The following is a 14,759-nucleotide window of genomic DNA, read 5'->3' on the forward strand; positions in this document are numbered from 1 at the left end:
CAACTATCTCTGGTTCCGCCAGGGCGACGCCGCCAACGCCGTCCTCGCCGCCGCCGGCTACAACTTCCGCCGCCTCATCCGCTGGCTCAGCCTTTTGCTGCGCCTGTTCCTGACCGCACTCTTCCCCACTCTTCGGACCAATCCCGCGTGAAATCCGTCTTCTTCACGGACGACTACTGAGCTTCGTCCCTTCGCCATGCATCGTCCGCTAAATCATCACATCACCTCAGAGGGTACGGCTTTCCCGTTGTTTCGGCTACTGTATGCAAGATGCTGTCGCACAGCCGCTCTATGTCGCGGATCGCATGCTCGGCTGTAATGCACACCCGAATTCCTGCCTTCCCTTGCCCGACGGCTGGCAAGGACGTCACGAAGGTATAGAAGCCGCAATCGAGAAGCTCTCTTGCGATTGCAATCGCATTGGCCTTCGATCCGATGGTGATCGTTCTGATCGGAAGTGAATTGCCTTGCTCGGCGGTTGCGACACGACGGTCAAAGAGGTGGATGCGTTGCGCCAATTGCCGTTGCCGGTGGCCGAGTTCTGCCGAGCGGTGAATTTTGCAGGACCCAAGTGCCGCACCAATCGCCGCCAGATTGGGGGGCATTGAAAACGCATACGGAATGGAGAATCGTCGGAACAGCGCCTCTTGATCCGCCGCTCCTAGCATCAACACTCCGCCCGATGCGCCGAATCCCTTGGCCAGCGAGGCTGCTATGATCGTTCGGTTACCGAGCACTTGCGGAATCTGAGAGCGAGCAAATCCTTCGCCTTGGCGTCCGAGGATGGATATGCCGTGACCATCGTCGATATAGAGAAATAGCCCATAACGTTCCTGGAGCTGACGCAATTCCCTGATTGGCGAGTAGCCTCCCATAGGGTAAACGCCATCGCATACATAGGCAACCACCGGAGTTTTGCGGCACAAGCGTTCGAGAGCGTCGATGTCGTTGTGCGCGATCGTTTCCACTCGCGTTTCATCGGCCACCATCGGCTTGTGATAAGTCAGAGAGATGTGTGCAGACTGATCGAACACGACGACCGGTTTCGTGCCACCCGTCAATTGACCCGTAGCAAGAATGGGCATCGCGCCCAGATTGGCGAGCATGCCACTGGAAAAGGCGAGGACGCGCGCGCTGAAAATCTCAGAGAGGAGTTCTTCAAGTTCACCCAGAAGATCGAATTTCAGTCGCGTCCGGGCGGAGGACCAATGTAAGGACCGATGCACCTCGATCGCCTCGATCGCGCTGGCAACGACCACCGGATGAGTGTCGAGGCCCAGGTACGAGCGTCGCACGAAATCAATTTCCCGCCGACAGCTGTCAAGCGGATCGTTGCCCCAAGCTGTGGTACGTCCGGTCGTGGCATGTCCATGACCAGCCATCTCGGCTGCATCGAAGTATGGCCTGCCCTCGCTGATCGCGTGGGCGGAGGTCCGACGCTGTCCGCTCAAGCGACTACCGTCCGTGGGAGCGATCTGCTGTTGCATTTTCTTCTCCATCCAAATTTACCAAGGATTGTGGCCAACTGTGCCTGCTCAACGTGAGGCTTGATAACCTTCGGGGCGAACTGGAGGCTCTGTGCAATCTTATGCGCAGCTTGCTCGGCCTCCATTCCGAACGAGCTAAACCACCGGCTGCCTCGTTTGGGCAGCTACCAAATCAAATAGGGTTAGTCGTGTGGACACTTATTGCAACCATAGCACGGTTGCGGCGGTATCTCTTCAGCATCGAGACAGGAGTGTGTCAGGAGGCAAGCATGCATTTTCGTTATCTGTTGTCCATGACAATGGTCGGCACGTTCTTCCTGATAGTCAGCATCCATCAAGGATCGTTGCCGCGCGTTGAGCGGAAGTTTCAACGGTCCAGCCCCGCGGCCTCGCGAAGCCGCGCAGGCATAGCGATGATATGCGACGCAACCGTCAATATCAGGTGGATACGCGGTGTTAGCAACCGTCAGCAGGGTCGCGGTCACATCGCGGCCTCGCGCGAACCAGATATTGTGCCGCGTTCTGAGGTAGCCGATGAATTCCCGCAACGCAGGCGCGCGACGGGCGGCCGGTCAATTGGGTCATGATGACGCCGAAGCCGTCTCACAGTCCGGAAGATGACCGCTAACTTTGGATAGTTACCCCTCTCAAGCGCAGGCTCTCATGCATCGCCGTTCGCGCCTGCCTTGAGACCGCGGCCAACAGGCTCGGCCATCGATGAGAACTCTGCCGCAGTTGAATGCCAAAACCGCCAACAGCCCTTCTCGGGAGTCAAACACACCATTCCCCACCAGAGTAGGTAGTGCCTCGATCCGCTGCTAATGGTTTATCATGAACTGGTAACTTGCCGTACAGGCCATGACGCAGCTCATCAAGATCCGGCAATGCGGCATTGATAACGTGGAGAACTCGTTGCACGCCTCACGCTCCGGATTTCATGCGTTCTTGTGCCGCAGCATAGCCGACGAATTCGGAGGCTGCTGGAACAACTACATGCTGCATGTTTGTTGCAAGAAGGGGGGATCAGCGTCGATCCAGACAGCTGTCACAGCAACAAACTCGCGGAGCTAATGCAGGCGGCGCGGCCGAATCGGTATTCGACGTCCATACGATAATCGATTTCGCAGAGAGGCGGAAACAAAGGGGCCTCTGCCTTCGGTTTCGGTACCCGAGCTGCTCGTACCGATTGCAAACAGACAAGGACGCGCAGTTTCTCGGATCGTGAGATGGATAGTATTCGGAGCATCACAATGGAGCCCTCGATGGAAGTTTTGTCGCATCTGCGGGTGGTCGAGATCGGCAGCTCGGCCGCGACAAGCTACTGTGCGCGCTTGTTTGCCGATTTCGGTGCTGATGTTCGGAAGGTCGAGCCCCCGCTAGGGGATGCACTTCGACGGAGCCCGCCACTAACGCCCAGCGGCCGGAGCGCGTGGTTCGCGTTTCTGAACTTCAATAAGTCAAGCATCGTCATCGATCCCACCGCCCCACAGGCGAGCAGACGACTGACAGCATTGATCGAGGATTGCGACATTCTGATCGATGGTCGCGACGTCGATGTCGCAGATTGCCCGTTTATTGATTTGGCCGCGGTCCGCCAGCGACGTCCGGGGTTGATTTGCCTCCAAGGAAGCTGGTTCGGCCGAAATGGACCCTATGCAGGGTTCGCGGCAACCGATTCAACCGTTCGTGCGCTCGCCGGCCTTGTCAGGTTGGTTGGGCCGGCAGAGGGCCCGCCGATGCACGCACCGGATTTCCAAACGGGCATCCTCGCTGGCCTATGGGGCTTCATTGCCGCGGCTTCCTCGGTGGTTGCGCAAACGCAGGGCGGAGGAGGCCGGTCGTGGTCGCTCAGCATTTTCGAATCGAGCCTCGCTCTCAGTGAGTATCTGATGTCAGAGGCGTTTGCGTGCGGCGACGTGATGCGCCGGATTGGCACTAACCGCTTTTGGCCAGGCTCTCCAGTTGGCATTTACGAAACGAGAAAGGGATGGCTCGGCGTCACGCTGATAACACCGGCACAATGGCGGGCATTCTGCGACATGCTCGGCGTATCCGAGTTGCGTGATGAGTCGGCTTGGATCACCGGCGAAGATCGTCTGAAACACTTGGAACAGATCGAGCGAGTGTTGATGCCGAGGTTGAAAGCGCGGACCGCACAGGAGTGGTTCGCAGAGGGACGAAAACGAAGGATTCCGATCGTGCCAGTACCTGAAATATCCGATCTGCTCCAGGATACGGAGAAGAAAGTGCGCGGTGCGATCGTGCCTGTTCTGTTTGGCGAAGAAGAGGGCCTGACGGTCGGCTCGGTGCAGCGATTGACATTGACGCCGCCACGTCGGGGAGGAAAGGTTCCGGCTCTAGGCGAGCGGCAGGGTGTCCAGAATGCGCGAAGAAATCTGGTCGGTAGTGCGTCGGCGCCACAAAGCTGGCAGCCATTGCAGGGAATTCGGGTCATCGACTTCTCAATGGGCTGGGCAGGTCCGTTGTGTACGCGCACACTGGCGGATCTCGGAGCTGACGTCATCAAGATCGAGGCTATCCAGTATCCGGACTGGTGGCGCGGTGTTGACCGACGGCCCGCCTATATCGATGCGCAGATGTACGAAAAGACGGTGCGCTTCTGTATCATGAACCGCAACAAGCGTGGTATCACACTCGACCTCAGCCGGCCGCAGGGTCTCGCTCTCGCCAAGCGGCTTGTGGCGGGAGCTGATATTGTCGTTGACAATTATTCGGTCGATGTGCTTCCGAAGCTCGGGCTTGGCTACGACGTGCTCAGGACGCTCAACCCTCGGCTCGTCATGATGTCAATGTCAGCCTTTGGCGCAAACAGCGTCAATCGTGATTGCCGGGCCTACGGCTCGACTCTTGAGCAGGGCTCAGGGTTGCCAAGCGTGATCGGAAATTCCGACGATCCACCCGGGATGAGCCACATTGCGTTTGGGGATGCCGTCGGTGGATTAAACGGCTGCGTTGCAGTTCTGGTTGCCCTCATTCACGCTCGCACCACCGGGCAGGGCCAGTTCATCGACCTAGCCCAAATCGAATGCATGATGCCGTTTGCGGCGCCGTGGATCACCGTTCATTCGATCGGCGGTACTCCGCTAAAAAGGTATGGCAATCGACATCCGCAGTTCGTGCCGCACGGCTGCTTCCGATGTGCGGGTGAAGACAACTGGATCATGGTAGCCGCGACGAACGAAGACATGTGGCAGAGGCTTGCCCTAGTCATTGGCCGGCCAGATTGGGCCGCGGACCCGTCGCTCAAATCTGAGCAAGCGCGCCGTGGCATCGAAGATGTCCTAGAGCGAGTTATCGAAGCGTGGACGCTCACTCGTGACGCGGATCAGGCCATGTCTGAGTTACAAGCCGCGGGGGTTGCCGCCGGCGTAGCCCGTCTCCCAATTGAACTGCTCAAGGATCGGCATCTCCGGTCGCGCGCATTTCTGCAGGAAGTCGAACGCGCTTTCATAGGCTGGCATCCGCAGCCATCATTGCCGATTCGCGAAGGTTCGGAGCCCTATCCAATCCGCGCAGCGGCGCCGACGCTGGGACAACACAACAGAGAGATCCTATCGGGATTTCTCGGCCTCACTGACGCTGAGATGGCGCAGTTGGTGAGGGAGGGCATCATCGGTACAGCGATGCTTCCCGAAGGGGAGCTCGCAACAACAAGGAAGGTCTCATCAGACTGAAGATTGCCGCTACAGCCCAGATTGGCATGCCTCCAAGGCCTGGTAGATTCGCGTCCGCTGATCAGTCATTATGAGGTAAGTATCCCCCGGCAGAGCCGGGGGCTTTAGGTATTGGGCCGCTCGAAGCGGCAGTCTGGGTCGCTAACGCGACCCTACATTTGTTGGCCACCTGAAGGTGGCCGATCAACGCCACAAATTCATTTGCTCCAAGCGGCTGTCCTCTTGCTCCTGGTTTCTGATGTACTCCCGTATCACCGCTTCGTCCCGACCTACGGTCGAGACGAAGTACCCTCTCGCCCAAAAATGCTGGCCTACAAAATTGCGTTTCTTCTCTCCGTATACACGGGCCAAATGGATCGCACTTTTACCCTTGATAAACCCGACCACCTGCGAGACTGTGGCGGAATCGAAATCATCATGTGAACGTGATCCGGCATCAGATGACCTTCTTCGATCCGGCTTTCCTTTTGTTGTGCCAGCTTGCGAAACACATCCCCGAGGTGCCGCCTCAACTCTCCGTAAAGCGTCTTCCTGCGGCACTTGGGAATGAACACAATATGATATTTGCACTCCCACTTGCTGTGGCTTAGGCTCTCGTACTCGTCCATCGTCAAACTTCCTTTCGTGTGCGTGGTGGCTCACGATCAGAAGTTTCGGCGATGGGCGACCGCCGTAAATGTCAAACTTATGCTGCCTCCCCGGCAGAGCCGGGGGGTCTCCCGGTTATGCTAGTACGGGCGTGTCGTTCTTCCCCAAGAGCTACCAATCCAGCACAGCTCCACTATAACAGTTAATCTGGCTGATTGGCGCTTGTCCTTGCCGCGACAATCGGGCCACCGCCTGTCTTGGCCGTACCAGGTTGGCAAAGTTCGACGCCATAAGTAGGGTGCCGCAGGCAATGCTACAACAAGGCGCGGTGTGCGACGCTGGGCGAGCTCGCTTCAGCTTCTAGTTGACAGCGGCATACCGAAATGGAGCCTGACCGGTATCTCCTGCGGGCTGGAACTGTGAGGGGCGTTATGAAATTCTAAGCCGGGATCAGGTCGGATGAATCGAGTTTGCGGATACCCAAATCAGCCTGTTTCTGATTAGCCGTGCTGGCTGGACAGGGAGACAGCATGGGATAGGCAAGCCTTACTCTGGACCTTCGGAAGGGTGTGATGGCGGCGATTGACTGATCCACGGTCTTCGAAGTCTCGTACCAGATTTGCGTCGCTCTCCTCTAATGGTGCCCGACAGGCGCACTGAAGATGGATTATCCTTTTCCGTCGCCTTGGCCCATCGAGAATGGATGGCGCGGCCGTCTTCCCCCGAACGACCAATCCAATGCAGAAGCGCCCGGTGGCTCGCCGCGAGCTCAACCCCGAGATGCGATCAGTCGCCCTGATCCCTTCGATGCTCCTCGATATTTTGTGTGCGCAATTGGCGGGCGTCGCCGAATGAATAACCGACGAAATGAACGCGCTGCTGCCCGCGGCCGACGCTGTAGAGTCGCTGTGTGCCAAATTTGAGCTGAGCGCTGGCGACAGGAGCTACATGAAATACGAATTTTGTCGATGCGATTGCCGGTCGGGATGGTCCATGCGAAGATCGAAAGAGTGGATCACGCGCGCTATTATTGCCGGCAACCCAAATGGCCATCCAGCCCCCGTGGTCGGGACTGCGCGCGATTGCGCAGGGTCATCAGGTGCCGTTTCTTGAGGATTGCAGTGAGGAGACCCGGTTTTGCACCTGGCACGGTGCTTGCTAGGACTCATCCATAAAACGACGCCTGAAAGTCGGCGCTGTCATGTGCTTCTGTCGAAGAAACTGCAAATTTGGAGAATGCCGCCATGAGTGAAGTGGCTTTGATGATAATGTCATTCCGCCTGCGGACGTCATCAAACGCACAGTGCGCATCGGCGCTGAAATCCGGAATATGAAGCTATCGGGCGATTTGCCGGACAAAAACGATCGTTGCGATAAACAGATTACTACTCGAGCACAAGGTCATTCTTCCATGACCAGGGTCATCTCGACGACGCCGAGCAGGAGCGCTTTGCTAGTCATTTGGGAAAGCTTATGCCGCACCCGGTACGCGGTGTGTCGGTCCTCGAGTTTGACTGCACCCGCGGCGGGAGCCGGGCCGACGAGTGGCACGCCGACTTGACCTTTCTCGATGCCTATCCCAAAAATGTGTGTGCTCCGAGGTTGTGATCCCACCGTTCGGCGGCGATACGGTCCGGTCAAACGCCGCGACCGCTTATCTCAACCTGCCGCCGCAACTGCAACGGCTTGCTGACGAGCTCTGGGACGTTCACAACCACGCCTACGACCACGAAAGCCTAAGAATGATCTTTGAGGCCGAGCACCCCGTCGTGGGCCTACGTCTGCGGCTCAAAAAATATTCCCGCCTTGAGCAGGCCCGCGCCGATGTCGCGCGCCGGCGCGGCCGCGGGCGGTCAGGGCGGGCCAACTCGATCCCCAACGTCCGGTCTTCATCGATGAAAACTGCATCAACACCAGCATGGTCCCTCTGCGCGGATCGCGGCCGAAGCAATCTTCCAGATGAAGTCGCGTCGTGCTCCCATGACGGCGGAAAATCTCGCGCTCAACGGTAACCGGCATGGGCTCCCACGTCTGAGGTGATCAGCGGGCGCGTGTAGCGGATTGGACAAAACTTGGGGCCAAGCCAACCACTTTGGCCAATGCAACCTTAAGCCGCTGGCGCTTCGAGGAGACTCTGATCGACCCGATTTCGTCGGCCTCGAAGCTGTTCACTTCGCAGATTAGGTGTTCTTCCGGAGCGTCGCGCCGCAACTGTTAACCGCCCGGTTTACCGGCATTTTTGCGGAAAAGCGCGGTGTTCGGAAAAAGAATAGCACGGCTCCGACAGGTGGAGCCGGTGCATCACCCCAACACCGGGCAGCGGGATGCTGGATAATGCGCTGATGTCGAGCGCGTCGGCCGTGAGCTAGCAATGGGGCGCGTCATCGTCAAGCACTGTTGAAGGCGGAGGGGCGAGCGACATCATGTCCGCCGTATCCGGTCTACTACCGGCAATGTCTGAACTCTGACAACCTCCAGCGTTATTCCAAGAGCAGACTGGTAGCTACACGTCGCATGAGGCGAGCCGCGCACGGGATTCCGCGAGTGGCACGCTGTTTGCTTAGATTTAGAGCTGGCGCGCCATGGTGTTTCGCTGCGGCCCCCGTCGGCGGAGTTTTCCGATGAGATCTGCTCGATTCATCCTAGTCAATGCGCTGGCGGTCGGAAATCCAAAGGCGGTGAACCTCATTTGATAAGATTTCTCGCGGGTCGGGTTTGGCTTGGGAAAGGTCAAGCCTTCAGCGAAAGGAGACATAAGATGATTTCCGAAGTGTTTATCACCTGTGCGGTAACAGGAGGGGGAAATAGGCCGAAGTTTACGAATGTGCCGGTAAGCCCGGAGCAAATCGCTGAGTCGGCGATTGAGGCGGCACGGGCGGGGGCGGCGGTGGTGCACATTCACGTTCGTGATCCCGAGACCCGGCGGGGTTCGCGGGATCCGGCGCTGTATCGGGAAGTGGTGCAGCGCATTCGGAAGTCGGATGTGAATCCGGTGATCAACCTCACCACAGGGATGGGCTGCGCCCTCGTGCTGGGTGGGGCGGAGTCTCCGCTGCCGCCGGCGGTGGGGACGGACATGGTGGGCGCGCTTGAGCGGCTCGTGCACATCGAAGAACTGCGGCCCGAGATCTGCACATTGGATTGCGGGACATTGAACTACGGCAAACGCGACGAGTTGATCGTCGTCAACACCCCCACGACGGTGCGCGCGATGGCCACGCACCTGCAAAAGCTTGGCGTGCGCCCTGAGCTCGAAGTATTCGATACCGGTGATCTGGTGATGGTGCACGATTTGGTCAAAGAGAGGCTGATTGATGATCCGCCGTTGATCCAGCTGTGCATGGGGATTCCCTATGGCGCTCCTTCCGATCCGACCACGCTCATGGCGCTGGTGCACCGGCTGCCGACGCGCGCCGTTTACTCGACCTTTTCGATTGGACGAATGCAGCTCCCGTATGTGGCGTTGGCACCTTTGGTCGGTGCAAACGTGCGGGTGGGGTTGGAGGACAACTTGTACCTCTCCCGCGGGCGGCTGGCGAGTAACGCCGAGCTCGTGCAGCGGGCGATAGAAATTCTCGAGCGGATCGAGGTGCGGGTGATGAGCCCGGATGAGGTGCGCGAGAAGCTCGCGCTGGAAGTTCATGCCTGAGAGGTCAGAGTTCATGCGTAAGGGATCACACTTTCTCTGCGAGCCAGCCGCGAGCGGTCGGGCTGCTTGGTGGCGCCATTGTCGGCGCGGAGGAGCACGGGTTCGTCCTCAACAGAGAGGACGTGCGGCTGTATGGCTCGTCGCCTGGTCGAGCGCGTGCGCAAGATCCTAGCCTACACGCGGCGGGCGTATCGGCGGCGGACGGCGGTCCCGCTGCTGGCCGAACGAGCGTTGACGGTGTGGAGTCGGTCGCGGACGCGTGCGCGGCGTGGAGCTCGTGCAGGAGTCGACCCGGAGCGCCTGGAGCTCGAGCAGCAACTGCTCGCGGTCACCAGGAGGGCGGCGGTGCTTGGGAGCCTGAGCTGCTCCTCGACGCCGGGGCTTCGACCGTCGTGGCTGCAGGCGGAAATCCAACGCCCCGAGCGCCTGCTGGTCGCGCAGCCGTTCACCCCCGTGTACCTGCTGCCGCTGGTTCGACTGTGCGCCGGAGAGCGCGTCGAGCCCGAGATGCTGGCGCGGGCGACGGAGATCTATCGGATGACGAGAATGCACCCGCTCGCGGTGCGCAAGGAGGTGGAGGGGGTCATCGCGGACCGGCAGCTGGAGTCGAGGTTGCGCGAGGCGCTATGGCTGGTGCACGAATATCCCGACGCCGTGCAGCAGACCGACGACGCGGTCCAATACTTCTTCGGGCTGCGTTCCCAGCTCGCGAGCATCTCGCCCGCGGCGCAGCTCTGTGCGCGCAGCCGCTGCAGCACGGCCACCGAGCAGTCGTCGCACCTCTGTTCGAGCTCAGGGGTGGTCAGAGGTTCTGGAACCGCGCGTCTAACTGCTCGGCGGAAGGCGTCGATGAACTCGCGCACGTCGACGAGCTTCGTCTACGGACACTTCAGCTCAGGTTGCTGCGCGACGGCGTTCCCAGCTCACCCAGAGCCCCGGCCCGCTCAGCATCCCAACGCGACCGATGCCCTGTCTGACCGGATCGACCACAACAGCCGCCTCAGCGAGAGCCCAGCTCTGCGGCATCGCCACCGGCACTATCTCCGTTGCATCCGCGTCGACGGCGAGTACCGCTCAAAATTTCGGCAGGTTACCACACGGTCGAGAGGCGTCTGTCCCATCTTCGGGAACAGTGCGCCGCGACCGCTCCCAGGTATTCACGCAAGTCCTCCGAGGCGGCGACAAGCGCCTTCAGCTCTCCATGTGCTCACGCGAGAGGCTGACGAGGGGCGGACGACGCCGCCGAGCAGATACTGCGCGACGCCAATGGCGGCAGCGGACTTGTGTCTTATTTCGTGCAATCGAGTTTTGCGAGGTTGCACGATCTGCCGCGCGATATAGCGTGCGCCAGTAACATGCGGCTCTAAGGAGGGGGAATGATGTCGGGAAATGGATTGTGCGCAATTGTGACGGGTTCGGCGTCGGGACTTGGAGCGGCGACCGCGGGCCTCTGGGCTAAAGGCGGGGCGCGCATCGTGGTCAATTATTCCACCAGCCAGGAGGAAGCCGAAGCCACGGCCGAAGCCTGCCGGAAGGCTGGCGCTGCCGAGGTGGTGGTGGTGCAGGGCGACGTCTCGCGCGATGACGATTGCAGAAAGATCGTTGCGGGTGCTGCGCCCTGGGGGCGGCTCGACGTGCTCGTCAACAATGCCGGCATAACAAAACATGTGCCGCATCACGATCTCGACGGGCTCTCGGCGGAGGATTTTCAGCGCATTTATGCCGTCAATACCATCGGGCCGTATCAGATGATCCGCGCGGCGCGATCCCTGCTCGAGGTTGGCGCGAAAGTGAGCGGACTGCCATCCGCGGTCGTGAACGTCTCCTCCGTCGCAGCCATCAGCGGTGCCAGCTCATCGGTCGCGTACTCAGCGAGCAAGGGCGCGCTGAATGCCATGACGCTGCCACTGGCGCGGGCTCTGGCGCCCCTCATTCGCGTCAACACGGTTTGTCCCGACTATATCGATACGCCTTGGTTCGCTAAGGGGCGTGGCGAGGCCGGTGCCCGGCAGGTGCGCGATACTGTCGTGGCGCGTGTGCCGCTCAAGGCTGTCTCGACCGCCAAAGACGTAGCGCAGCTCGTCTGTTTCCTCGCAAGTCCGGCATCGAGCCACATGACCGGCGAATGCGTGCGCATCGACGCCGGCATGCATCTGATCTTGTGAGGACGCGAAAACTCTCTCTTCGCGATGGCCTAGCTTGTTTGTCCATGCCTCTTCATGCGGTTCCAGGCCTGGTCGTTCAAAAACAACTTACCTGTTGTAATCCCGGAGCAGGCCTGTGGCGAGCAGGCGGTCCAGACGAACAGCACGACCAGCGGCCAATTTTCCCGTTGGTAAAGCCCGACGCCTCGTTCGGGCCCTAATCACGTGAATGTCGACGCGTCAGTCGCGGCAACCGTTCTAACTACTGTCGATAACGCCGCATCCAATATCGTCCGACTGCTTCTGATCGCAGGGCGGCAGTTTCGCCGATGGCCGAATCGGCCAGGCAATCCTTGCGCACCAAAGCGGAAACGCGTCCGCTGTGGCCGCAGTCGTTGATAAATTTGCCACCGACGTCCTCGCCGAGCTGCATCCCAAGCTCGGCAATGCCGTTATCGTAGGTCGGCAGTTCCAGCCTGCCGCCGAGCAACACAAGTGCGTTACGGCTGAAGCCAGCGCAGACTGCCAGCTGGGGCAATCTCAGCAATGCGCAGCTCGAGCTCGTCAGCGCTCGGGAGGCGGTCGCGCTTTATTTAGAGGCGTTGAGCCTCAACCCGTCGCATTGTCCTTCCTGATCAATCTCGTGCATGGCCTGCTCGCAATATCTTATGGTCATATCGAGAGACGGTTGAAGACTTCCATGCAGCAGAACGGCACGAGAAAGTACGCAAGAGGACATGATGATCGAGATCCTGCTGTGGCGACGTCGTCGCCGCTGACGGCGGCGTTCGCACCCAGCAGGGAAAGGTACCAGCACCGCTTTGGCAGTTAATTTTCAGCTCTTTCACGGCTCTCTCTTTGGCGGTTGGCATCGTCGATCATCGGCAGGTAGTCCATTGCTTGCGGCACAACCAGATGGCGTTCCTCAACCTGGTTCTTCTTCCGGGATCGGCTGTTCTCGCGCGATGTCTTCCCTCTAGCCTTCGACTGCTTGCGCGACGCTTAACGAAGGGGGTGCCGGATCAGGATTGACTGCACTGCAGTCGGCGACAGGGCGCCAGATGAACTGCGACAGCATCTGTTTCAGCGCCGGTCAGGGCCACGAAAATATCGCCAGTGCGTCGCCAGTCATCCCCATCGGGGAAATTGGCAGGATGATTCAGCTTTATCAAATCCGTAGTCGGCTCGTGATGTGACGCTTTCCCGCATACACAAGAATAGAGCGCCGCGATCCTGCGTGATTTTGTAAAAAAACACATGATACGAGCGCGGGTTACCTCTAATGTTTTTGATCACAAGGGAGGTGATGAAGACATTCTCAGATATTCTTCTGGCCAGTATAGCACTTCCGAGATCACGGTACGATCGCCGGCATTCTGGCGGCCTTCCTTGTCACTAGCTTGCTGAGAGCCGACAGCATCACCCTTTCCACCACATGCCTCTTGCGCAATTGCGAGCGGGTGGCGGTATTCATTGCATCCAGCCATAACAGGAGTTACTCGATGGCGCAGAGCCTTAAACAGATGACCGACGCGGCCAATGCGGTGGTGCCGAAGATCACCGCGCAGCAGGCGCAAGACATGATGGCCAAGGGCAATGCGCTCGTCGTTGATATCCGCGACGGGACGGAGGTCGCGAAAAGCGGAAGGTCAAAGGTGCCGTGCATTTCTCCCGCGGCACGCTGGAGTTTTACGCCGATCCTGAGTCGTCCATGCATGACAGAATTTTGCCGGGGACAAGAACGTCATTCTCTATTGTGGGTCCGGCGGCCGGGCGGCGCACGCCGGCAAGCTGCTCAAGGACATGGGCTACGACCATGTCTATAACGCCGGCGGCTTCAAGGATTGGGTCGAGAGCGGCGTGGCGGTAGAGAAGTGACGTTCGCAAGCGCTTGGCATGTAGCATGACCTTGGATGCGTGTTGGGAGATCCTGAGAACACCCAAGAGCTAGGAGCATCTAGGTCTCACATGAGCTTCGTTACGAGCATCGCCATCCTCGGCGGAGCCAGGCCCCAGGCCAAGGGCTCGCGCTTCGCTTCGCCATGGCGGACGTAGGCGTGGCGCTCGGCTCGCGCAAGGGCGATCGTGCCGCTGCGATCGCCGAAGAGCTGAACAGGAAAGTTGAGCGCCGGTCTGCCGCCAATCCGAGGCTGCGACAACCGGAGCGCGCTGAATGCTGCAGAGCGTTTTGTACTGCTCGCGGTGCCGTACTCCGGTCACGATGCAACACTTTACGCCATTAAGAGTCACCTCGCCGGCAAGGTGCTGGTCGACCTGGTCGTCCCGCTCGCAGCCGGATATCCCCGGGCCATCGAAATGCCGAAGGAAGGCTCCGCAACCGAGGCCGCGCAAGCGTTGCTGGGAAGTGAAGTCAAGGTCGTGGGAGCCTTGCACAACGTTCCGCCCACACTTTGAATACCCTCGAAGAGAACATCAACGGCGACATCCTCGCGTGCGGAGATGACGTAGAGGCAGCGGACGCGGTCATCGACCTGATCAGGCGACTCGGCGTCGAGTCCAACAACTGCGGCCCGGCGCTGAACGCTGCTGCATCGAGGCGATTACGCCGCTCCTGCTTTGGCTGAACATGAGTAAGAAGGTGCCGTTCAGCCACGCGGGCACGAATTTGGCGACCCGGTCGGCCGGGCGCATGATCTGCAGGGAGAAGGTCTTAAATGTGAAGTGCTCCACCGCAGACACCTCGTCTCCTGGGTGGGCGCGATTTACCGGCAGCCGTCGCCGAAGGAACCCTGCAGTGAGTGCCTCGACCTTACTGGAATTTTTTGCGGGACGAGCTCTGGGGTTCGATTGCCACCTATTCACGGAAGGTATTCATTCCGTTGACGCAGTTGCGGATACTGCACATTCGTTAAACAACCCGGTGAGCCTGGGGCGGGATATTTGAACCCGGAAGAAGTGCTTCGAACTGCGTCTCGCGGCGAGGAGCTCGGATACAAGGAGGCGCTGTTCTCGGTCGGAGAAAAGCCAGAGCTTCGATGTCCAGAAGCCCGTGAGATGCTCCGTCGTCCGTGAAGAAGACCGATTTCACGCCGGATTATTCAGCGGGCCGGGGAAGAGTGCGGTCAGGAACAGGCGCAGCAAAAGGCTGAGCCAGCGGATGAGGCGGCGGAAGTTGTAGCCGGCGGCGGCGAGGACGGCGTTGGCGGCGTCGCCCTGGCGGAACCAGAGATAGTTG

Annotated in this window: 6 protein-coding genes and 6 pseudogenes; 8 read left to right on the plus strand and 4 right to left on the minus strand. The window is 59.5% G+C overall.

Annotated elements, in window-relative coordinates:
- Window positions 1-151 (plus strand): annotated as a pseudogene (locus GWE18_RS41165) (IS5/IS1182 family transposase); the annotation flags it as partial.
- A 70-nt stretch (window positions 152-221) separates the two neighbouring features.
- Here GWE18_RS41165 and GWE18_RS41170 read toward each other — a convergent pair.
- Window positions 222-1,487 carry an aminotransferase class I/II-fold pyridoxal phosphate-dependent enzyme gene (locus tag GWE18_RS41170; protein ID WP_275191211.1) on the minus strand — a complete coding sequence of 422 codons (1,266 nt, stop codon included), beginning with the start codon at window positions 1,485-1,487 and terminating at the stop codon, window positions 222-224.
- Window positions 1,488-2,749: 1,262 nt separating this feature from the next.
- Here GWE18_RS41170 and GWE18_RS41175 point away from each other — a divergent pair.
- Complete coding sequence (locus tag GWE18_RS41175) at window positions 2,750-5,182, plus strand: CoA transferase (protein ID WP_275191212.1); 2,433 nt, start codon at window positions 2,750-2,752, stop codon at window positions 5,180-5,182.
- 183 nt (window positions 5,183-5,365) lie between these two features.
- Here GWE18_RS41175 and tnpA read toward each other — a convergent pair.
- Window positions 5,366-5,790: pseudogene (gene tnpA, locus GWE18_RS41180) on the minus strand (IS200/IS605 family transposase).
- Between the two features lie 1,253 nt (window positions 5,791-7,043).
- Between tnpA and GWE18_RS41185 the strand changes: the two are divergent.
- The 4 genes and pseudogenes from GWE18_RS41185 to GWE18_RS41200 all read left to right on the plus strand — a co-directional run.
- Window positions 7,044-7,500, plus strand: a pseudogene (locus tag GWE18_RS41185) (TauD/TfdA family dioxygenase); the annotation flags it as partial.
- A gap of 75 nt (window positions 7,501-7,575) precedes the next feature.
- A pseudogene (locus GWE18_RS41190) lies at window positions 7,576-7,706 on the plus strand (IS630 family transposase); the annotation flags it as partial.
- Between the two features lie 822 nt (window positions 7,707-8,528).
- Window positions 8,529-9,419 (plus strand): 3-keto-5-aminohexanoate cleavage protein, encoded by an 891-nt coding sequence (locus GWE18_RS41195; protein WP_275191213.1) that lies wholly within the window; start codon window positions 8,529-8,531, stop codon window positions 9,417-9,419.
- Between the two features lie 1,379 nt (window positions 9,420-10,798).
- Window positions 10,799-11,584: an SDR family oxidoreductase gene (locus GWE18_RS41200; RefSeq protein WP_275191216.1), complete on the plus strand. Its 786-nt coding sequence runs from the start codon at window positions 10,799-10,801 to the stop codon at window positions 11,582-11,584.
- Window positions 11,585-11,825: 241 nt separating this feature from the next.
- Here GWE18_RS41200 and GWE18_RS41205 read toward each other — a convergent pair whose 3' ends face one another.
- A complete protein-coding gene (locus GWE18_RS41205; protein ID WP_275191214.1) occupies window positions 11,826-12,110 on the minus strand; it encodes a hypothetical protein in 285 nt (94 codons plus the stop codon).
- A 955-nt stretch (window positions 12,111-13,065) separates the two neighbouring features.
- Between GWE18_RS41205 and GWE18_RS41210 the strand changes: the two are divergent.
- Together GWE18_RS41210 and GWE18_RS41215 are read left to right on the plus strand one after the other, a co-directional pair.
- Window positions 13,066-13,441 (plus strand): annotated as a pseudogene (locus tag GWE18_RS41210) (rhodanese-like domain-containing protein).
- Between the two features lie 243 nt (window positions 13,442-13,684).
- A complete protein-coding gene (locus tag GWE18_RS41215) occupies window positions 13,685-13,978 on the plus strand; it encodes a hypothetical protein (RefSeq protein ID WP_275191215.1) in 294 nt (97 codons plus the stop codon).
- Between the two features lie 630 nt (window positions 13,979-14,608).
- On the opposite strand, the pseudogene GWE18_RS41220 reads toward GWE18_RS41215, so the two are convergent.
- Window positions 14,609-14,759 (minus strand): annotated as a pseudogene (locus GWE18_RS41220) (IS5/IS1182 family transposase); the annotation flags it as partial.

The sequence above is a fragment of the Bradyrhizobium sp. CSA112 genome, assembly GCF_029051645.1.
Classification (GTDB): domain Bacteria; phylum Pseudomonadota; class Alphaproteobacteria; order Rhizobiales; family Xanthobacteraceae; genus Bradyrhizobium.